Below are 19,769 nucleotides of genomic sequence, written 5' to 3'. Positions count from 1 at the left end.
CTGTGACTGTCGACGCGAATTCGCAACGTCCCCCAAAAATTGGTATCGAATAGTACGTATTTCGTTATGATTGCGACATTCGAACGCCTGAGAAAAACACCATGACCCTCGACGAAATGCGTCAAGTCATCCGGGATGAACTGGAATCGTTGCGAGCCGGCGGCGCCCGCCGGCAGGAATTGTCGCTGCATGCCTGCAAGCGGTTGTTTTTCGATCTGGGCATCCGTCCATCCGCGGCGAATGTCCGCGATCTCACCCAGACCGGCAGCGCGAGCGACATTCCGAAGGACATCGACCACTTCTGGGAACGGATCCGCTCCGCATCGAAAGTTCGTCTGGAAGGCGCCGCGATTCCGAAAGCCGTCGAGGAAAAAGCCGGTGCGCTGCTGGGCGCCCTCTATGAAGAAGCGCTGAAAGTTGCCCGCGACAGTCTCGACATCGACCGCGAGCAGGTGCGCACCGATGTCGCACAAGCCGAGCAGGCATTGCGCGACGCACACATTCGTCAGGAAACGCTCGAAACGGCCCTCGCGCGCAGCGAAGCCCGCAACGAACAACTTCAGGCGCGGGTGACCGAACTCGAAGTGCAGCTGGCCTCGCAGGCGACACACGGTTCGGCAAACGAAGCGACGCTGCTCACCTCAGTCAGCCGTCTGGAAAAGGAATTGGTCGCGGCGACCGGCCGGGTAGACGTAGAACAGACACAGAACGCCGCGTTGCGCGACCGCATCGATACGCTGCAAGCCGAGTTGCAGCAACGCACCGAGCATTACGCGCAACAAATCAAGGATGCGGTGGCCGAAGCCGAACGGCGCGTCAAGCCGATGCTGGTCGAGCTGGACTCGTTGCGCAGCATGGCGTCGACCTATCAGTCCGGGTTGCGCGACGTGCAACGCAAGGAATTCGACTTCCTGCAACAACTGAGTGCCGCCAAGGCTCGCGCGGACCGCCTCGAAGAGCAGCTTCGCAGTCAGAGCGACGAACTGGACGCCACGACGCGTGAAAGGAACACATTGCGCGCGAATCGCGGGGTGAATCCGGAAATCGCCGGCTTGATCCGGCGCCTGGCCGATAGCGGCAAGCTTGATGCCGATGCGTTTTCCGTGATCGGCACTGCGCTGGACCAGGATATTCCGGTTCCGAGCCAATGTCCGCACTGCGACGGCGAACCCGAGCTGTCGCATACCGGTGAAGGTTTCGAAGTGTCGTGCCCGGAGTGCGAACACGCGTCGGGATCCTGGCCGTCCCGCTTCGAGGCAGTCGCCCGTTTCGCGCAAAACTGACCGGAATCGTTGCCTATCCGGCCACAGGTGAGGAGATTCGGGAAGCCAAAGGTGAGATTTTGCGGGGGCGTCGAAAGGGTGAGCCCCCGCCGCGCAAGGCACTCACGTATTGCAGGACGCGCGCCGCGCGATCACGAACCGTGAGATTCCGGGGCTGCGTCGACTTCACCCTCGACCAGGGCGTCGCGCCAGTTCTTCCAGGCGCGATGCAGACGATTCGACGAAATCGGCTGCATGAAGCCGAGCCACCGGCCGACCCGCTCGAGCGGCACATCGTTTTCGAACAATTCCGCGGCGTAGGTATTGCGCAGTGTCTGCGGGCTGGCCCGGGCGGTGCGCGATGTCGCGAGGTCCGCCGCTTCGACGATGGCATCGACGGCACGCAACATCGTCGCCTTGTGCATCGGGCGCCCGGTGTGCGATGCGGGAAAGACGAGGTCGCCCGGAATATCCTGGCGCTTGCGTTCCACGAGCCACGCATCGAACAGCGCAATGGCGAACGACGCCAGATGTGTTTCCCGTGCGAAGTCGGGATGCGTCGACGGAATCTGCAGCGACGTGCCGCCCGCATTAATGCAACTAATCGTGAGTACCCGGGCTTCGCCGGTTTTCACGCCGGCGCCGAGAAATGCGGCGACGAGCGCGCGATCGCGTTGCTCTTTCCATTGCGCGGCGCCCGATACACCGATCGGCGAAAACAGATACGCCAGCAACCTGGCGCGTTCGGACGGCGTGAGAAAGCCGGTGGGTTCGTTGTCGCGCGCCTTGCGCCAGATCGCTTCGCCATCCTGAGCGATGAAGCGAGCCGGGTTGGTCGACGCGAATTCGCTGCGGCGGATGTGGTCGAGCACGCGCTCGATCAGCCGCAAATAGCGCATCCGCTGCGTTTTCTTGATCGGCAGCTCGCCGACGAAATGCGCGATCGACGCCGTATCGACCGTTGCGAGATTCTTTTGATGCACGCGAAGCCAGGTCAGAAAGGCGCCCCATTGCGCACGATAGACGTCAGCGGACGACCGGCGATAGTCCTGCATGGCAAGCCATGCGTCGAACGCGGCTTCGGGAGAGGCGATCCAGTCTGACGCACCGCGGTCGAACAGATCCTTTTCTTCCGCTGGCTGGGGCATGGGCGTGGACGAAGGAAGGGACATGTCATTTATTCCGTTAGTTGCATATATGGTAGCCCTTTCCGCGGAATCCTTGGGGGCTCCCCGCCTATCCGGCCTCATTCGCCGGCACGGCGATCAGTCGCCCCAGGCCTGGCTTAGACGGGCGACGTGCACGGATGGTTGTGCGCCGCGTTTGTTTGCCGCGGCCTCGTACGCGATGACCGCGAACGAGAACACAGCCGGCAGCGCGTTGGACTGCCCGAAGTCGATCGGGTCGTCCGTTTCGGGAAAAGTCATGTCCGACGGCCGTTCGAACAGCTGCCGCATGCCGGCGTCGTGCCGGCTGGCGAAGCCGAGATCCGCGAGCGCTTCGGCTTCGATGGCATGCAGCAGGCGCCACGTAAGCGGCACCTGCTGGCGGATATAGCGTTCGGCAATATGCCGAACGATCTTCTCGAGGTCGTGCGCAGCAGCCTTGAAGCTGAGCGCGGCCAGATCTTGTTCTTCGGTCATCGCAGGCTCCTGTCGACCACGGGCAGCGCGTCGGCGCGCGCCCTGGGCCCTTGCAAAGCGGAATGTCCGTATACTGTACAAACATACAGTATTTTTCGCAACTGGCCATTCGGATGACTGGACGGCCCCTCAGCGATGAATCACGATCAGCAACGCTCTTGCTTCGCCCTTGCCGGGGTTGCGGATCGCGTGCGGCGTATCGGCCGGGTAGCGTGCGGTGTCGCCGTTCTTCAGGCGGCGCACGCTGCCCGCGGCTTCGATTTCCATCGCGCCCTGCAATACCGTCAGGTGTTCGCGCGTGCCTGGCTCGTGCGCGTTCGACACGAGCGCGCCGCCGCCCGGCAGCGTCAGCTCGTACCACTCGAACCTGCCGGCGAGGTCGATCGGGCCCCACACGCGCAGCTGGTACTGGCCGTCGTGCCCGGCGAGCGTCGGGATGTCGTGCGGGCCGTCGACGCGGATCGTTTCCGGCGCCTTCGGTTGCGAGAACAGTTCGTCGAGCGTGATGCCGAGCGCGTTCGTCAGCCGCCACGCAACCGCGATCGTCGGGTTGGCCTTGTCGCGCTCGATCTCGGAGAGCATCGATTTCGATACGCCGGCCGCGCGCGACAGGTCGTCGAGCGTGAGCTTGCGTTCGTTGCGCAGGCGCTGGATCTGTTCGCCGACGCGCGGCGGTGTCGCGGCGGCGGGTGCGGCTGCCGCGCTTGCGGACGCGCGCCGGGACCCGGAGGAACTTGCCATTTGAATTCCGTTCGCTTAGAGTTGTTCGGTATTTCGAATTTTAGTTCGGAATAACGGAAAAGAGCGGTCAACCGAACGACCGACTATAACAGTAGCAGGCCGCTGTGCCGCCGCCACGAGCGGGTGCCGGCGGGTTGCGATTCCTGTCAGGAGCTTTGCGATGCGTGATGCCTTTCTCGCCCAGGTGCGCGGGACCCTCGACCAGATCCGCGCGGACGGTTTCTACAAGACCGAGCGCGAGATCGCAAGCCCGCAGGCGGCGGCCGTGCGGCTCGCCGGTGGCGCCGGCGTACTGAATTTCTGCGCGAACAACTACCTGGGTCTCGCGAACGATCCGCGCCTCGTGGCCGCGGCGAAGGCCGGCCTCGACCAGGACGGGTTCGGGATGGCATCGGTGCGCTTCATCTGCGGCACGCAAACCGTGCACAAGCAGCTCGAAAGCGCGATCGCCGCTTTCCTCGGCACCGACGACAGCATTCTCTATTCGAGCTGCTTCGACGCGAACGGCGGCCTGTTCGAGACGCTGCTCGACGAAAGCGACGCGGTGATCAGCGACGAGCTGAACCACGCGAGCATCATCGACGGCATTCGTCTGTGCAAGGCGAAGCGCTACCGCTACCGGAACAACGACCTGGCCGATCTCGAGGCGAAGCTCAAGGAAGCCGATGCGGCCGGCGCGCGCCACAAGCTGATCGCGACCGACGGCGTATTCTCGATGGACGGCATCATCGCCGACCTGAAGGGCATCTGCGATCTCGCCGACCGCTACGGCGCACTCGTGATGGTCGACGATTCGCATGCGGTCGGCTTCATCGGCGAGCACGGGCGCGGCACGCCCGAATACTGCGGCGTCGAGGGGCGCGTCGACATCATCACCGGCACGCTCGGCAAGGCGCTGGGCGGCGCGTCCGGCGGCTATGTCGCGGCGCGGCGCGAGGTCGTCGAGCTGTTGCGCCAGCGCTCGCGCCCGTACCTGTTCTCGAACACGCTCACGCCGAGCATTGCCGCGGCCTCGCTCGAAGTGCTCGAGCTGCTCGGCAGCGACGAGGGCGCGAAACTGCGCGAACGCGTGCGCGAGAACGGCGCGCGCTTCCGCCAGCAGATGACCGAAGCCGGCTTCACGCTCGTGCCGGGCGAGCACCCGATCATCCCGGTGATGCTCGGCGATGCGCAGCTCGCGACGAACATGGCCGATGCGCTGCTCGGCGAAGGCGTCTATGTGATCGGCTTCTCGTTCCCGGTCGTGCCGCGCGGGCGCGCGCGCATCCGCACGCAGATGAGCGCCGCGCATACGCCCGAACAGATCGATCAGGCCGTCGCGGCGTTCGTGCGCGTCGGCAAGTCGCTCGGCATCGTCTGACGGAGGCCGCCCATGAAAGCACTCGCAAAGCTCGAACGCGGCCCCGGCCTGTCGCTCACGCGCGTGAAGCGCCCCGAAGTCGGACACAACGACGTGCTGATCAAGATCCGCCGCACGGCGATCTGCGGCACCGACATCCATATCTGGAAGTGGGACGACTGGGCGCAGAAGACGATTCCGGTGCCGATGCACGTCGGTCACGAATACGTCGGCGAGATCGTCGAGATGGGGCAGGAAGTGCGCGGCTTCGCGATCGGCGACCGCGTGTCCGGCGAAGGGCACATCACGTGCGGATTCTGCCGGAACTGTCGCGCGGGGCGCCGGCACCTGTGCCGCAACACGATCGGCGTCGGCGTCAATCGCGAGGGCGCGTTCGCCGAATATCTGGCGATTCCCGCGTTCAACGCGTTCAAGATTCCGCCGGAGATCTCCGACGATCTCGCATCGATCTTCGACCCGTTCGGCAACGCGACGCACACGGCACTGTCGTTCAACCTCGTCGGCGAGGACGTGCTGATCACGGGCGCCGGCCCGATCGGGATCATGGCGGTCGCGATCGCGAAGCACGTCGGCGCGCGCAACGTCGTCATCACCGACATCAACGACTATCGGCTCGAGCTCGCGCGCAAGATGGGCGCGACGCGTGCGGTCAACGTCGCGCGCGAATCGCTGCGCGACGTGATGACCGATCTGCACATGACCGAAGGCTTCGACGTCGGGCTCGAGATGTCGGGCGTGCCGAGCGCGTTCACGAGCATGCTCGAGGCGATGAATCACGGCGGCAAGGTGGCGCTGCTCGGCATTCCGCCCGCGCAGACGGCGATCGACTGGAACCAGGTGATCTTCAAGGGCCTCGAGATCAAGGGCATCTACGGCCGCGAGATGTTCGAGACCTGGTACAAGATGGTCGCGATGCTGCAAAGCGGCCTCGACCTGTCGCCGATCATCACGCACCGCTTCGGTGTCGACGATTACGAGAAGGGCTTTGCGGCGATGCTGTCCGGCGAAAGCGGCAAGGTGATTCTCGACTGGACGGTCTGACCACGAGCCGGCCGCCGCGGTGCGTCGTCGCGGCCGGCGGACGCGTTCCGGGAAGCGTCAGCGGCCGGGTCAATTGCCGGCCATCATCGCAAGGTGCTCGGCGATCGGGCCGAGCGCGAGCGCCGGCAGGAACGTCACCAGCGTGACCAGCCCCACGGTCGAGACCAGCACGCAGAAGAACAGCGGCCCGTGCGTCGGCAACGTGCCGGCGCCGGGCGCACGCCGCTTCTTTCGCGCGAGCGATCCCGCGATCGCTAGCACCGGCACGATGATCGTGAAGCGCCCGAACCACATCGCCATGGCCAGCGACGTGTTGTAGAAGAGCGTGTTCGCCGACAGGCCCGCGAATGCGCTGCCGTTGTTGTTCGCGGCCGACGAGAATGCGTAGAGGATCTCGCTGAAGCCGTGCGCGCCCGGATTGCCGAGCCCGGCGACGCCCGCCGGCGTCACCGCCGCGATCGCGGTGCCGGCCAGCACGATCAGCGGCGTCGCGAGAATCGCGATCGACACCATCTTCATTTCGTACACGTCGATCTTCTTGCCGGCATATTCGGGTGCGCGCCCGATCATCAGCCCGGCGACGAACACCGCGAGCAACACCACCATCAGCATGCCGTACAGGCCCGAGCCGGGGCCGCCGAAGACGACTTCACCCGACTGCATCAGCGCCATCGTCACGAGGCCGCCGAGCGGCGTGAACGAATCGTGCATCGCGTTGACGGCGCCGTCGCCGCTGCTCGTCGAGACGGTCGCATACAGCGCCGACGAAACGATGCCGAAGCGCGTCTCCTTGCCTTCCATGTTGCCGCCCGGCTGGCTTGCCGATGCAACGGCGTCGATGCCCGGCGCGGTCAACGCCGGGCCGGCCGTCTGCTCGGCCCGGATCATTGCGGCGGCGGCCGCGACGAACAGCATCAGCATCGCGGCGTAGATCGTCCAGCCCTGCCGAGGGTCCTGAATCATCGTGCCGAACGTATGGCACAGCGCGGCCGGAATCAGCAGGATCGCGATCATCTGCAGGAAGTTCGCGAACGGCGTCGGGTTCTCGTACGGATGCGCGGAGTTGGCGTTGAAGAAGCCGCCGCCATCACCGCTCAGCAGCTTGATCGATTCCTGCGATGCGACGGGCCCCATCGGTAGCGTCTGCTGGTTCGCGGCCGGCGCCGACCGGTGCGGCTGCACGAGCGCGACGTCGCGATCGGGCGCAAAACCCTGCACCACGCCTTGCCCGATGAATGCCGCCGCGAACAACGCGGACAGCGGAACCAGCACGTAGAGCGTCACGCGCGTCAGGTCGGTCCAGACATTGCCGATCGTGTCGCTGCCGCGGCGCGTAAGGCCGCGAATCAGCGCAAGCAAGACGACGATCCCGCTCGCGGCCGACAGGAAACCCTGCACGCCGATGCCGAGCATCTGCGTCAGGTTGCTGAGCGTCGTCTCGCCCGCATACGCCTGCCAGCTCGTATTCGTCGCGAAGCTCACCGCCGTGTTGAACGCGAGCCCCGGCTCCACGTTCGGCAGGTGCTGCGGATTGAGCGGCAGCCACGCCTGGATGCGTTGCAGCAGGTAGAGCGCGGCTGCGCCGAGCGCATTGAATGCGACCAGCGCGATCGCATAGCGCGTCCAGTGCATGTCGTCGTCGGGTGCGACGCCCGCGAGACGATAGATCGCATGCTCGATCGCGGCAAGGTGCCGCAACGGGCCCGGCAGTTCGCCGCGGGCGATGTGGGCGACGTACTGCCCGAGCGGTTTGGCCAGAAAGGTGAGAACAAACAGGAGCACGCCGACCTGTGTCCAGGCATTGCCGATCACACCACCTCCCAGACCGGCGTTGCCGGCCAGCATCGAATGGATAGGTTCATTTCATTGGATGCCGGGCCGATTCGCCGGCAAGCGATCAAGCGCGGCGCGTGCCGTCAGCGCAGCGGCTTGTTCTCGATCCAGTGCGGATCGAGCTGCAGGTTGAGGCACACGAGCCAGTGCTTCGGACAGCGCGGCGCGATGCGCACCGGCGCGTCGTCGGGGCCGCCGAACGCGATGAAGCCGTGCTCGAGCGCATGACGGTACGCACGCAGCGCGTCGGCCTGCAGCCAGTAGCTGACGAGCGCGCACGACGCGAAGCGGAACAGCAGCAGCGTGGCGGCCTCGGGCGCAAACCCCGCCGAGACGAGCACGAAGTCGAACGCAAGCGTCAGCAGGTGCGCACCGGCGATCGTGACGAGCGCCAGCTTTGCGAGGCCGCGCAGCCGCAGCGCGGCGCGAAGGCGCGCGTTGCGCAGCGCGCGCCGCGCGGCTTCGTCCGGCTCGACGCGTGCGTCGCGGCTCGGGAGCGGGTCGCGTTTCATGATGTAGCCGCTTGCCGGCGGACGGGCTGGATCGCGATTGCGCCGCTTATCGGGGTGGCGCCAAGCGTCGCGCCGACCGGCTTGCACAGCACGGCGCTGTCATAGCCGCGGCCCGCGAAGCGCATCACGTCGATCGGACGAAATCCTTCACCGACGCAGAATTCAACGAGCCGCGCCGCCTCCTGCGGCACGTCGAGTGCGAGATGGCTGGCGCCGCGCGACGCGGCCCACCGCTCGGCGAACGCGAGCAGCGAGCGGCCGATGCCGCGCGCCTGCCAGACCGGATCGACGGCAAGCTCGCGGATCGTCGCGACGCGGCGGCTGCGATACGGGTCGCACGGGGCGTCGGGATCGGACATGCGCATCGTGATCGTCGCGACCAGATGGCCCTTGCTGAGCGCGACGAAGCATTCGCCTGCAAGCGTGGATGCGCGCGTCCCGGCGGCGGAACGGTCGACGGCCGGGTACGGGAAGCCCAGCGCGCCAAGGGGCGCGAACGCGCGCTGGAGCACGCCGGTCAGCGACTCGTACGAGTCGGTGCGCGGGTCGAAGCGCCTCAGCACGACGCGATCGTCGAGCTGTTTCGCGTAAGCGGCATAGGTGCGGGTGCGACGTGCGGGTGCGGAATGCGGCATGACATCCTCTGGCCCAACGGGGTGCACGCAGTGTAGTGAGTCGCGAATGTCGTCATCAAGAAAAAATGTCGTAAAGATCGCGGCCCGGCCACGATCCGCCGACCATTCAAGGTAGAACGAACGTTCTTCATCCTGCTTGACATGGGAGAATGATCGTTCTACTGTAAACCCATCCGATCCAGTTCCAGCCAACCGACCATGACCACACACGCACCTCAGCCCGGAGAACCGGGCGCGCGCGACCGCCTGCTCGACGCGGCCGAAGCGCTGATCTATTCCGGCGGGATCCATGCAACCGGCGTCGACGCGATCGTGAAGCGCTCCGGCGCCGCGCGGAAGAGCTTTTATTCGCATTTCGAATCGAAGGAAGCGCTGGTCGTCGCGGCGCTCGAGCGGCGCGACGAGCGCTGGATGCGCTGGTTCGTCGACGCGACGCTTGCGCGCGGCAAGACGCCGCGTACGCAATTGCTCGGCATGTTCGACGTGCTGCGCGACTGGTTCCAGCAGCCCGATTTCCACGGCTGCGCGTTCCTGAATGCGTCGGGCGAGATCGCGGACGCCGACGATCCGGTGCGGATCGTCGCGCGGGCGCACAAGGCGCGCCTGCTGGCGTTCGTGCGCGAACGGCTCGACGCGCTGGCCGACGACACCGGTGTCGAGCGCCGCATGCTCGCGCGCGTCGCACGCCAGTGGCTCGTGCTGATCGACGGCGCGATCGGCGTTGCGCTCGTGAGCGGCGACGCGACGGCCGCGCGCGATGCGCGCGCCACGGCAGAACTATTGCTCGACGCCGTGTCGCGGCCGTCGAAGTAGCAAGCTGGCCGCGGCTTCGCGCGGCCCAATCCTGACTGGAGAAAAAACGATGTCTGAATCAGCCGAAGTTCGTCCGCCCGTTCCGCCCTTTTCGCTCGAAACGGCGGTGCAGAAAGTCCGCGCCGCGGAGGATGGGTGGAACACGCGCGATCCGCACCGTGTGTCGCTCGCTTATACGCCGCAAAGCCGCTGGCGCAACCGCGCGGAGTTCGCGAACGGCCGCGACGAAATCGTCGCATTGTTGCAGCGGAAATGGACGCGCGAGCTCGACTACCGGCTGATCAAGGAGCTGTGGGCGTTCGGCGGCAACCGCATCGCGGTGCGGTTCGCGTACGAATGGCACGACGACGCCGGCAACTGGTTCCGCTCGTACGGCAACGAGAACTGGGAGTTCGACGACAACGGCCTGATGGCGCGTCGTTTCGCGTGCATCAACGACATGCCGATCCGCGAAGCCGATCGCCTGTTCCACTGGCCGCTCGGCCGCCGTCCGGACGATCATCCGGGCCTGTCCGATCTCGGACTGTAATCGTCGCGTGTCGGTTGAAGGTGAGGAAATGCGGGAGCCGATGCGTCGACGGTGAGAATCTTCGGGAGCCGGCGAACATGCACTCGGAAAGACCGCGTCGGCAGACCATCGAAACGTCGTGATGTACGAACGCCCGCACGATTGCATCGTGCGGGCGTTCGAATTCATGGCGCGATCGCATCACGTTGCCGGGGGGCGGTCTGCATTGCATCGGTGATCGACGGTCAGCAGCGTCGCTCACTGATTGACGCATGCCTCATGCGTTGGTGCACTGTCGCACGTCGTGCGCCTCACCAATCGAATGCATAACGAAACAAGCGCGACGACTGTGCCGAAATGCGGTGCGGTGCGTAGTGACCAGAGCGAATACTCACCCGTTCGGCTTGATCGGCGCGCAATCAAGTGCGTATCCGCACATCACGTTTCTCACCGATCGATTCCGATGAACCATCAACGACGTGCCGATCGCGCGGCATCCACAAGTGCGCATCGACACGCCGTTCAACTCACCCGTCATCCCGCGATCCGGGCCGCGATCGCCTCGCCCACTGCCTGCGTGCCGGCGCTGCCGCTGAGATCGCGCGTATGCGGCCCAGCGCGCAGCACATCCTCGATCGCGGTGACGATCGCGTCGTGCGCGTCGCGTTCGCGGCCCGCGCCGTTGCCGAGGAAATCGAGCATCATCGCGGCCGACCAGATCATCGCGATCGGGTTCGCGATGTACTGGCCCGCGATGTCGGGCGCCGAGCCGTGCACGGGCTCGAACAGCGATGGAAACGTGCGATCGGGGTTGAGGTTTCCCGACGGTGCGATGCCGATCGTGCCGGTGCATGCGGGGCCGAGGTCCGACAGGATGTCGCCGAACAGGTTCGATGCGACGACGACGTCGAAGCGGTCGGGCTGCAGCACGAAGCGCGCGCACAGGATGTCGATGTGCTGCTTGTCCCAGGCGACTTCCGGATAGCGTTCGGCCATCTCGGCCGCGCGCGCGTCCCACCACGGCATGCTGATCGCGATGCCGTTGCTCTTCGTTGCGACGGTCAGGCGCTTCGCGCGCCGCTGCGCGAGTTCGAACGCGAACTTCAGCACGCGCTCGGTGCCGTGCCGCGTGAAGATCGACTGCTGCATGACCACTTCGCGCTCGGTGCCTTCGAACATCGTGCCGCCGACCGACGAGTATTCGCCTTCGGTGTTCTCGCGCACGATCATGAAATCGATGTCGCCGGCGCGGCGGCCCGCGAGCGGCGACGGCACGCCGTCGAACAGGCGCGCGGGCCGCAGGTTGATGTACTGGTCGAACTCGCGGCGGAACTTCAGCAGCGACCCCCACAGCGAGATGTGATCCGGCACCGTCGCCGGCCAGCCGACCGCGCCGAACAGGATCGCGTCCATGCCGGCGAGCTGCGCCTTCCAGTCGTCCGGCATCATCTTGCCGTGCTGCGCGTAGTAGTCGCAGCTCGCCCAGTCGATGTGCGTGAAGTCGAAACGGATGCCGAAACTGGCCGTTACGGCGCCGAGCGCGCGCAGGCCCTCGGGCATCACTTCGCGGCCGATGCCGTCACCGGGGATGATGGCGATTTTGTATGTCCTGTCGCTCATGCGAGTGCTCCTCCAAGTCTGATCGGGCCGTCGCACACGATGTGCGCGGCAGCGGACGAGCTCATTCTATTTATTTCCACGGAGATTAAAATCGCCGGGAAGTGAATCGACTTTCCACGAATCGTGAATAAATTACCGAACCTGGATGACCTGCGCGTGTTCAGCGCCGTCGTCCGCCTGACGAGTTTCAGCGCGGCGGCCGAGCAGCTCGGCGTGTCGCCCGCGTATGTCAGCAAGCGCGTCGCGCTGCTGGAAGCGCAGCTCGGCACGCGGCTGCTGCATCGCTCGACGCGCCGCGTCGCGGTGACTGAAGCCGGCGAGCGTGTGCTCGCCCGCGCCGAGAAGATCCTCGACGACGTCGATCATCTCGTCGAGGACGTGTCGGCCACGCGTTCGGTGCCGCGCGGCACGCTGCGCATCTCGAGCAGTTTCGGCTTCGGCCGGCACATCGTCGCGCCCGCGCTGCTCGAGTTCACCGAGCGTTATCCGCAACTGAACGTGCGGCTCGATCTGTTCGACCGGCTCGTCGACGTCGCCGGCGAAGGGTTCGACATCGACGTGCGGATCGGCGACGAGATCGCCGATCACCTGATCGCGCGCCGGCTGGCCGCGAACCATCGCGTGCTGTGCGCGTCGCCCGACTATCTCGCCCGGCGCGGCACGCCGCGTTCGCTCGCGGAGCTTTCGTCGCACGAGTGCCTTGCGATCAAGGAACGCGACCATCCGCTCGGCGTGTGGCGGCTGAACGTGCGCGGCGAGACGGCGACGGTGAAGGTCGGCGGCGCGCTGTCGACGAATCACGGCGAGGTTGCCGTGCAATGGGCGCTCGCGGGGCGCGGGATCGTGCTGCGTTCGATCTGGGAAGCGGCACCGCTGATCGCGAGCGGCGCGTTGCGCCGCGTGCTGCCGGAGGCGATGCAGCCGGCGAACATCTGGGCCGTCTATCCGGAGCGTGTCGCGACATCGGCGAAGGTGCGCGTGTGCGTCGATTTCCTGGCGGAGGCGTTTGCCGGCCTGAGCGACGCGGCGAATGACAGCACGGGTTGATCCGGGCTATCGGTGAGCTTTTACGGGATCATGATCCGATCGCGACATCGGTGCGTCCGCACAGCATCGGCGTCCGCATCACAGCCGGTTGTCCTTTGCCAGCCTCAGCACCCGCGCCCAACGCTGCGCGTCGCGTTTGTCCATCATCGGCAGCGTCCATTCGCCGCGCGCGGCGTCGCGCACCTGCACGACGAGATGCCAGCGGCCGCCGATCGGCGCGGCCGCGCAGCCGTCGAGCTGCGACAGCGTATAGCGGCCGTCGGCGCCGTCGTGCGACAGCCACAGCAGCCCCTGCGTCGCGGACACGCGCAGCTCGCCCCACGCGCGATGCACGACGTGGGTCCAGCCTTGTTCCTTCGTATTGGGGGCGATGTCGCGGCGGCGCCTGAGCCACCACGCGGCCAGCGCGACCACGAGCGCGGCGGCGAGTACGGCCGCCGACACGGCGACCGGCTGGCCGAACTGCGCGGCAATGACGTGATAGGTGTGAACCGCGCCCCAGACGAGAGCGATGAGCGCGAACAGTGCAATGAAAATCGGCATGTCGAATCGAGAAATGGAACGGGCCGGTGCAGGCACCGCGCCGGCCCGTCGTGCGCGACGTTACCGCTTGCGGTGAATGTCGTGCGTCACGAAGCCCGCGTCGTTCATGGGCAACGCGAGGCCGTCCTTGACGGCGAGCGTCTTGCGGATGTCGTCGAGACCGGCGGACCAGTGGTCGCGCATCGTCGACAGACCGAACTGATAGTCCTTGTAGTGATGCTCGTACGCCTTCTGCTGGTAGATCAGGTGCTGGATGTTGTACTTCTTCCCGCACGACAGCGCCTCCGCCTCGATGCACCACGGATCGCTCTTGCGCTGTTCTTCCGGCACCTGGTCGAGCACCTGGCGCAGCAAGTTGCGATACCGCTGCTCGCGTTGCAGCGTATCGGTGACGAAACGCGTGCGGCTCGAGTACTGGACGTCCTTCGTGCGCTCGGCGACGTCGGCCATCGAGCGCGGCAGCGGCCCGCGCGCGCTCCACAGGTCGACCTGGAACGCGAGCGTGTCGCGGCGCGGCCGCGCATGCAGCACTTCCATCAGCGGCGTGTTCGACACGACGCCGCCGTCCCAGTAGTACTCGCCTTCGATCTCGACCGGCGGGAACGCGGGCGGCAGCGCGCCGGACGCCATGAAGTGCTCCGGCTCGAGGCGCGTGCGCGTGTTGTCGAAGTAGACGAAGTTGCCGGTGCCGACGTTGACCGCGCCGACCGACACGCGTGTCTCGCCGGCGTTGATCCGGTCGAAATCGCACAGCTTCACCAGCGTCGAGCGCAGCGCGGACGTGTCGTACCAGCTGATCTTGTCCGGATGGTCGGACACGCCCGGAAGCGGCGGCGGGAAGCGCGGCACGAAGAAGCCCTGCTGGCCCTGCATCATCGCGCTCGCGGCCTGCGATGCGGTGAAGAACGTGCGAACCTGGTCGATGCTGTTGAACAGCGCGAGTTCGAACGCGGCAGGCATCGCCGGAAAGAACGCGGGCTGGCAGATCGTTTCCCAGAACTGACGCAGCCGCTCGACGCGATGCTCGGGCGCATTGCCCGCGATCAGCGCGGTGTTGAGCGCACCGATCGAGATGCCCGCGATCCAGTCGAGCGGAATGCCCGCCTCGTGCAAGCCTTCGAACACGCCGGCCTGATAGGCGCCGAGCGCGCCGCCGCCCTGCAGGACAAGGGCGATCGTCTCGTAGGGGAGCGCGCGCGCGGGGGCCGGCGCGCCGGCCTCATGATGCAGGTCCGCCGCATCGACGGCCTGCCTTTCTGTGCGGGCATGTGGCTTCATCTTGCTTTTTTGCTCCGAGAATCCCCGCCATTTCCCCCTGGGGACTCCCTTCGGGGCACATGGCGGGGAGGAAGGGCGTGCTCTTGACAGGCAGCTTCTTCCACGGGTTAGGCTGGCCGGCAGGTATCGCGGGACCGCGAGTAAGAGAGCGGACATGCAGTGGCTGTGGTGTCGAGCATGATCGCGATACCAACGCTGCGTTGAACATTCTCCGATGCGGACGTGCATCGCCGGCTGTGGGAATCCTCCGCCTTCAGGCGGAGGCGGACATCACTGCATGAACCAGCCGTGGCTGACGACGAACGACTGGCCGGTCAGCGCGGCGCTCGGGAACGCGGACAGGAACAGCACCGTCTGCGCGACGTCCTCGACGGTCGTGAACACGCCGTCGACGGTGTTGCCGAGCATTACCTTCTTCACCACGTCCTCTTCGCTGATGCCGAGCTCCTTCGCCTGCTCCGGAATCTGCTTGTCCACCAGCGGCGTGCGCACGAAGCCCGGACACACGACGTGCGAGCGCACGTTGTGCTTCGCGCCTTCCTTCGCCAGCACGCGCGCGAGGCCCAGCAGCCCGTGCTTCGCCGTCACGTACGCGGACTTCAGCGGCGACGCTTCGTGCGAGTGCACCGAGCCCATGTAGATCACGACGCCGCCGCGATCGTCCTTGTACATGTGCTTGAGCGCGGCCTTCGTCGTCAGGAACGCGCCGTCGACGTGGATCGCCTGCATCTTCTTCCAGTCGGAGAACGCATAGTTCTCGATCGGGTTCACGATCTGGATGCCGGCGTTCGACACGAGGATGTCGACCGAGCCGAACGTTTCGGCCACCTTGTCGATGCCGCTGTTGACGGCTTCCTCGCTGGTCACGTCCATCGCGACGCCGATCGCCTTGCCGCCTGCCTGCTTGATCTCTTCCGCGACGGCGTTCGCGCCCTCCTGGTTCAGGTCGGCGATCGCGACCGCCGCGCCCGCCTTTGCCAGTACCAGCGCGATTTCCTTGCCGATGCCGCTTGCGGCGCCGGTGACGACTGCGGTCTTGCCATTCAGAGTGCTCATGTTCGAATTTCCGAAGTGAAAGGTGGTGGAAAGTGACAGCGGGCGTTACTGAGCCAGGTAATCGTAGACGACTTCGCCGAGCCCAAGTGTCAAATCTGCGACGATGTGCCGGGCCTCGACGATCTCGAGCACCGGCAGGTCGGCGACCGGCGCGAGCGCATGCGGCGACAGCTCGAGCGATGCCGGGCCGGTCCAGGCGCCCTTCATCACGATGTCCTGCATGTAGTAGCGCACCAGCTCGCAGACGCGCGCCGTGCCGTCGACGTGCGGGATGATCTTCAGCAGGAAATTGGGGCCGGCGAGGCGCTTCGTCTGCTCGGCGATGTCGAGCTCCTTGTGCTTGTAGCCCATCGTGCCGGTCGCGACGCGCACCTTGCCGTAGTCGAGCGTGCCGAGGAGGTGGTCGGTGTTCACGTGCAGCGTCGGCGAGGCGAGCTTCTTCGGGAAGCCCCACAGCTCGCGGCCGCCGGCGATCGGCGGGTGGTCGTCGAGGTACATCGCGAGCGTGTAGCCGCCCGGCTGGCCGTTGTATTCGACGGGGATCACCTGGCCGCTCTCGGTGTAGTCGCCGAAGCCGGTGGAGTCGGCCATGCGAATGAATTCGTAATGAACGAGCGGTTCCGTGATCTGCAGGGGTTCGGGCACGATTTCACGCAGGCGGACCGGATCGGTGCGATACGTGATGATCAGAAACTCGCGATCGACGAAACGGTAAGGGCCCATCGGGAAGGCGGGGCTCGTCAACGGCATTGCAAACGCTTTCGATCGGACATCGCTGGTTTTCATGCGGACTCCTTGTTGTTGATCGCTTCGTGAATGAGTGCCCGTTATCGTATGCCTGCATGCCGTCGTTGTGCGATGCCGCAACTGGAATAAATTGTTGCAGGATTCGCTAGGTTGACCCGGCAAATATTGATTCGAACAACGCAAATAGCCCGGTGGACGCGCAGTGTATTGATCGTCGCAGGCCTCGATGATGATCAAAGGTGAGCTTTTACGGGGGATTGGGTGAGGTTTTACGGGAAACGCTCCACCCGAAATATTTCAATTGTGTGAACTTGTGTTGCAATGCACGTTCTAAGCGCGTCCCGGCGGCCGATCGAACGGGTATTTGCCCGCGGTGTCGCGACCCGCCGGACACCATAAGCATCGCTTAAGCGAGCCGCCCCTAGCATCGTGCATGACCGGATGGCCGGTCTTGCCCCCTCCGCTCCACGTACCCCGATTCATGCAGAACCTCAATCTCACCCTGTTTTCCGCCATCAACGCCGGCACGGCGCCGCAAGCGGGCGTCGCGAAGCTCGCGATCTTCGCCGCCAACTGGCTCGTCTATGCGATTCCCGCGACGCTGCTGCTGACCTGGCTGTTCGGCGCGCGCCCGACGCGCCGCCAGGCCATCGAAGCCGGTCTCGGCGCATGCATCGCGCTCGCGCTCGCGCAGGTGCTGTCGCACTTCTGGTTCTCGCCGCGGCCGTTCATGGCCGGCGTCGGCACGCAACTGATTCCGCATGCGCCGGACGGTTCGTTTCCGAGCGATCACATGACGTTCGCGTGGAGCATCGCGGTCGGCATGCTGCTGGGCGGCGCGACGCGCATGACCGGTTTCGTGATGGCGGCGATGGCCGCCGCGATCGCGTGGGGGCGGATCTACGCCGGCGTGCATTGGCCGTTCGACATGGCGGGCGGCGTGCTGGTCGGCACCGCCGGCGCGCTGGCCGCGCACCTGTATGCGCGGCCCGTCACGGCGATGCTCGAGCGCATCGGCGAGGCGGTGCACGCAGTCGTGATGGGGCGCTTGCACGCGCCGTAAGGAAGGATCGAGCCGGGCGCGCTCAGCCCGGCGCCCTGGCCGCTTCGGCGGCCGCGGCAGGGGCGGCGCCGCCGTGCAGCTCGGCCGAGTCTGCCGGCGGCTGTGTCGCGTCCCGCTCGAGCGCGCTCTCCTTGAGGATCGCGCACATCGCGATGAACAGCGCGAGTGCGACGGCCGCGAGGCCGCAATAGCCGGCGATTTTCAGGTGGCGAAGGAAAGGCGAAGCGTGGCTTTCTTTTGTCATGACCGGGCGCTCCTGATGCGGGCGGCGTGGATTGCCTGACAGTGGTATCGCAGACGTAGGTATATACCAGCCGTCCCGCCGATGCCAAGGAGTCCTCGCGTTGCCCGCGCCGGAATGCCGGGCGCCGTGCGCGTCAGTCGTCGAGCGATTCGTGCACGGCGCTCGCGCCGCGCTTCCAGTAGGCCGCCGCGCGAATCCGCGCCTTGTCGATGCCCCGTTCGCTGGTCAGATGCTGCCGCACCGCGCGCATCGCGAGCGCCTCGCCGGCCGCCCATACATAGCCTTCACCGGCCGGCAGCGGCAGGTCGCGCACGGCATCCAGCAGCGCGTCGCCGTCGGCGGCGGCCTCATCGCGGAAGCGCCAGATTTCATGCACTTCCGCACGCGTATCGAACGCGATCCGCGCGCTGCGATCCGCGACTTCCAGTACGACCGCCGCGCGCGCGCCGGCGGGCAATTCCTCCAGGCGCCGGGCCACGGCCGGCAGCGCCGTGTCGTCGCCGATCAACAGGTGCCAGTCGAAACCGGTCGGGACGACGAACGAACCGCGCGGGCCGCCGATGCCGAGCCACTGGCCGACGCGCGCCTGCGCGGCCCACTGCGATGCCGGCCCCGGGTGATTCAGCACGAATTCCAGATCCAGTTCGCACGCCGGCCGATCGAAGCGGCGCGGCGTGAAATCGCGCGCGACCGGCTTCGGTTCGCCTTCCGGGAACACCGGGCCGTTCGGCCCCATGGACGGCAGCGCGGGCCGCTCGACGCCGGGCGGCGGCAGGAACACTTTCACGTGATCGTCGAACGACGCCGATTCGAAATCCGCGAGATCGGGGCCGCCCAGCGTGACGCGCAGCAGGTGCGGCGTGACGGCGTGCACGCGCACGACTTGCAGCAGGCGGAACTTGAGGGTGTGGCGCACACGGGTGACGGTGCGTTCTAGCGTGTTCTGCATCGATGGGTTCTCCAGTATCGACCCGTGCCGGCGCATCGGCGCGAGCTCGGGTTCCATGCAAAGCCGGGGCCGGCGCGGGTTACTCGCCGGTGCGGCCCTCGATTTCGGCGGTGGCGCGCCGCAGGATCGCCGCGATGCGCCGCTGCTCGTCGGCGGTCGCGCCGCTCTTGTGCAGCAGCGCGTGCTTCAGCGTGACGCGTGCTTCGACGAACTCCGGCAGCCAGCCGCCTTGCGGTTCGTCCGATGCGTCGCCGGCCGATTCGCCCGCGAACGCGCGACGCATGAATTCCATCCTTCGCGCGAGGTGCGTGAGCCGCGCGAACAGCGTGTCGACGCGTTCGCGTTGCGCGTCGAGGTGCGCGCGTCCGGCGTCGGTGAGCGCATAGCGCTTGCGGTTGCCTTCCGCCTGCGACGCGACGAAGCCGACTTCCTCGAGATAGGTGAGCGCCGGGTAGACCATCCCCGGGCTCGGGCTGTAGAAGCCGTTCGAGCGCGTGTCGAGCGCCTTGATCAGCTCGTAGCCGTGGCTCGGCTGGTCGGCGACGAGCGCCAGCAGCAGCAGTTGCAGATCGTCGGAACTGAACTGGCGGCCGCGCGGCATCGCGTCGTCGCCGCCGAATCCCCCGAAGCCGCCGGGGCCGCCGGGGCCGCCGCCGAACGGGTCACGGCCGCGGCGGTGGCGGCCGATCGCGTGCCAGAAACCGGTGAACCATGAGGGGGCGGAATGCGCACCGTACCCGTCGCATCGGGCGTGGCCGCGGAAATGGTTGTGCCGCATGATCGAGTCCTATATATCGGAAAACATATCTAAAGATATATATCGAAAGATAGGAAGTCAATGGGGTTTATTTGGGGCGGGATGGTGGATGTGGGG

At 66.1% G+C, this 19,769-nt stretch carries 21 protein-coding genes and 1 pseudogene; 8 read left to right on the top strand and 14 right to left on the bottom strand.

The features are described from left to right. Positions 1–101 precede the first annotated feature (101 nt). Positions 102–1,283 (top strand): DNA-binding protein, encoded by a 1,182-nt coding sequence (locus ABFO07_RS29055; protein ID WP_347469130.1) that lies wholly within the window; start codon positions 102–104, stop codon positions 1,281–1,283. 131 nt (positions 1,284–1,414) lie between these two features. On the opposite strand, the gene ABFO07_RS29050 is transcribed toward ABFO07_RS29055, so the two are convergent. From ABFO07_RS29050 to ABFO07_RS29040, 3 genes are all read right to left on the bottom strand, one after another. Further along, on the bottom strand, positions 1,415–2,434 hold the full coding sequence (locus ABFO07_RS29050) for a tyrosine-type recombinase/integrase (protein ID WP_347469128.1): 1,020 nt from the start codon (positions 2,432–2,434) through the stop codon (positions 1,415–1,417). Positions 2,435–2,527: 93 nt separating this feature from the next. Further along, complete coding sequence (locus ABFO07_RS29045; protein ID WP_059879082.1) at positions 2,528–2,905, bottom strand: DUF2471 family protein; 378 nt, start codon at positions 2,903–2,905, stop codon at positions 2,528–2,530. A gap of 129 nt (positions 2,906–3,034) precedes the next feature. Further along, on the bottom strand, positions 3,035–3,646 hold the full coding sequence (locus ABFO07_RS29040; RefSeq protein ID WP_059879078.1) for a helix-turn-helix domain-containing protein: 612 nt from the start codon (positions 3,644–3,646) through the stop codon (positions 3,035–3,037). A gap of 160 nt (positions 3,647–3,806) precedes the next feature. On the opposite strand from ABFO07_RS29040, the gene ABFO07_RS29035 reads away from it, so the two are divergent. Then, entirely contained in the window at positions 3,807–5,006 is a 1,200-nt protein-coding gene (locus ABFO07_RS29035) for a glycine C-acetyltransferase (RefSeq protein WP_059564989.1), read from the top strand. 12 nt (positions 5,007–5,018) lie between these two features. Next, the gene (tdh, locus tag ABFO07_RS29030; protein ID WP_059564988.1) at positions 5,019–6,047 is read left to right on the top strand and encodes an L-threonine 3-dehydrogenase; all 1,029 of its coding nucleotides are present in this window, start codon (positions 5,019–5,021) and stop codon (positions 6,045–6,047) included. 69 nt (positions 6,048–6,116) lie between these two features. Here tdh and kdpA read toward each other — a convergent pair whose 3' ends face one another. The 3 genes from kdpA to ABFO07_RS29015 form a co-directional block, all read right to left on the bottom strand. Further along, a complete protein-coding gene (gene kdpA, locus ABFO07_RS29025) occupies positions 6,117–7,859 on the bottom strand; it encodes a potassium-transporting ATPase subunit KdpA (protein ID WP_347469126.1) in 1,743 nt (580 codons plus the stop codon). A 104-nt stretch (positions 7,860–7,963) separates the two neighbouring features. Beyond that, a complete protein-coding gene (locus ABFO07_RS29020) occupies positions 7,964–8,392 on the bottom strand; it encodes a hypothetical protein (protein WP_059564986.1) in 429 nt (142 codons plus the stop codon). Continuing rightward, positions 8,389–9,219: a GNAT family N-acetyltransferase gene (locus ABFO07_RS29015; RefSeq protein ID WP_414146211.1), complete on the bottom strand. Its 831-nt coding sequence runs from the start codon at positions 9,217–9,219 to the stop codon at positions 8,389–8,391. Before ABFO07_RS29015 ends, ABFO07_RS29020 begins: the two co-directional genes overlap by 4 nt. Before the next feature lie 6 nt (positions 9,220–9,225). On the opposite strand from ABFO07_RS29015, the gene ABFO07_RS29010 reads away from it, so the two are divergent. Together ABFO07_RS29010 and ABFO07_RS29005 are read left to right on the top strand one after the other, a co-directional pair. Then, entirely contained in the window at positions 9,226–9,840 is a 615-nt protein-coding gene (locus ABFO07_RS29010; protein WP_059879069.1) for a TetR/AcrR family transcriptional regulator, read from the top strand. A 49-nt stretch (positions 9,841–9,889) separates the two neighbouring features. Further along, the gene (locus ABFO07_RS29005) at positions 9,890–10,369 is read left to right on the top strand and encodes a DUF1348 family protein (protein ID WP_059564983.1); all 480 of its coding nucleotides are present in this window, start codon (positions 9,890–9,892) and stop codon (positions 10,367–10,369) included. Between the two features lie 513 nt (positions 10,370–10,882). Here ABFO07_RS29005 and ABFO07_RS29000 read toward each other — a convergent pair. Beyond that, positions 10,883–11,968 carry a tartrate dehydrogenase gene (locus ABFO07_RS29000; protein ID WP_347469123.1) on the bottom strand — a complete coding sequence of 362 codons (1,086 nt, stop codon included), beginning with the start codon at positions 11,966–11,968 and terminating at the stop codon, positions 10,883–10,885. A gap of 123 nt (positions 11,969–12,091) precedes the next feature. Here ABFO07_RS29000 and ABFO07_RS28995 point away from each other — a divergent pair, with 123 nt between their 5' ends. Continuing rightward, on the top strand, positions 12,092–13,015 hold the full coding sequence (locus tag ABFO07_RS28995) for a LysR substrate-binding domain-containing protein (protein WP_059564981.1): 924 nt from the start codon (positions 12,092–12,094) through the stop codon (positions 13,013–13,015). A gap of 78 nt (positions 13,016–13,093) precedes the next feature. Here ABFO07_RS28995 and ABFO07_RS28990 read toward each other — a convergent pair whose 3' ends face one another. Next, positions 13,094–13,558 carry a hypothetical protein gene (locus tag ABFO07_RS28990; protein WP_059879061.1) on the bottom strand — a complete coding sequence of 155 codons (465 nt, stop codon included), beginning with the start codon at positions 13,556–13,558 and terminating at the stop codon, positions 13,094–13,096. A gap of 60 nt (positions 13,559–13,618) precedes the next feature. Continuing rightward, on the bottom strand, positions 13,619–14,836 hold the full coding sequence (locus ABFO07_RS28985; RefSeq protein ID WP_059810771.1) for a patatin-like phospholipase family protein: 1,218 nt from the start codon (positions 14,834–14,836) through the stop codon (positions 13,619–13,621). A gap of 116 nt (positions 14,837–14,952) precedes the next feature. Between ABFO07_RS28985 and ABFO07_RS28980 the strand changes: the two are divergent. After that, positions 14,953–15,117, top strand: a pseudogene (locus tag ABFO07_RS28980) (zinc ribbon domain-containing protein); the annotation flags it as partial. Here ABFO07_RS28980 and ABFO07_RS28975 read toward each other — a convergent pair. After that, positions 15,107–15,892 carry a 3-hydroxybutyrate dehydrogenase gene (locus ABFO07_RS28975; protein ID WP_069236607.1) on the bottom strand — a complete coding sequence of 262 codons (786 nt, stop codon included), beginning with the start codon at positions 15,890–15,892 and terminating at the stop codon, positions 15,107–15,109. The pseudogene ABFO07_RS28980 and the gene ABFO07_RS28975 sit on opposite strands and share 11 nt — an antisense overlap. Positions 15,893–15,937: 45 nt before the next feature. Continuing rightward, positions 15,938–16,678 carry an acetoacetate decarboxylase gene (locus ABFO07_RS28970; protein ID WP_059564703.1) on the bottom strand — a complete coding sequence of 247 codons (741 nt, stop codon included), beginning with the start codon at positions 16,676–16,678 and terminating at the stop codon, positions 15,938–15,940. Between the two features lie 442 nt (positions 16,679–17,120). On the opposite strand from ABFO07_RS28970, the gene ABFO07_RS28965 reads away from it, so the two are divergent. Further along, positions 17,121–17,702, top strand: coding sequence for an undecaprenyl-diphosphatase (locus ABFO07_RS28965; protein ID WP_059882533.1), 582 nt, complete (start codon positions 17,121–17,123; stop codon positions 17,700–17,702). Between the two features lie 22 nt (positions 17,703–17,724). Here the strand turns inward: ABFO07_RS28965 and ABFO07_RS28960 are convergent, their stop codons facing one another. The 3 genes from ABFO07_RS28960 to ABFO07_RS28950 form a co-directional block, all read right to left on the bottom strand. Further along, the gene (locus ABFO07_RS28960; protein ID WP_059564701.1) at positions 17,725–17,946 is read right to left on the bottom strand and encodes a hypothetical protein; all 222 of its coding nucleotides are present in this window, start codon (positions 17,944–17,946) and stop codon (positions 17,725–17,727) included. Between the two features lie 133 nt (positions 17,947–18,079). After that, entirely contained in the window at positions 18,080–18,895 is an 816-nt protein-coding gene (locus ABFO07_RS28955; protein WP_059564708.1) for a siderophore-interacting protein, read from the bottom strand. Between the two features lie 79 nt (positions 18,896–18,974). Beyond that, positions 18,975–19,673: a PadR family transcriptional regulator gene (locus tag ABFO07_RS28950; protein WP_060149564.1), complete on the bottom strand. Its 699-nt coding sequence runs from the start codon at positions 19,671–19,673 to the stop codon at positions 18,975–18,977. Positions 19,674–19,769: the final 96 nt, after the last annotated feature.

Source organism: Burkholderia stagnalis, from assembly GCF_039848545.1.
Classification (GTDB): Bacteria; Pseudomonadota; Gammaproteobacteria; order Burkholderiales; family Burkholderiaceae; genus Burkholderia; species Burkholderia stagnalis.
Note: the sequence above shows the minus strand (reverse complement) of the source record. Positions and strands in the feature narration are given on the sequence as shown.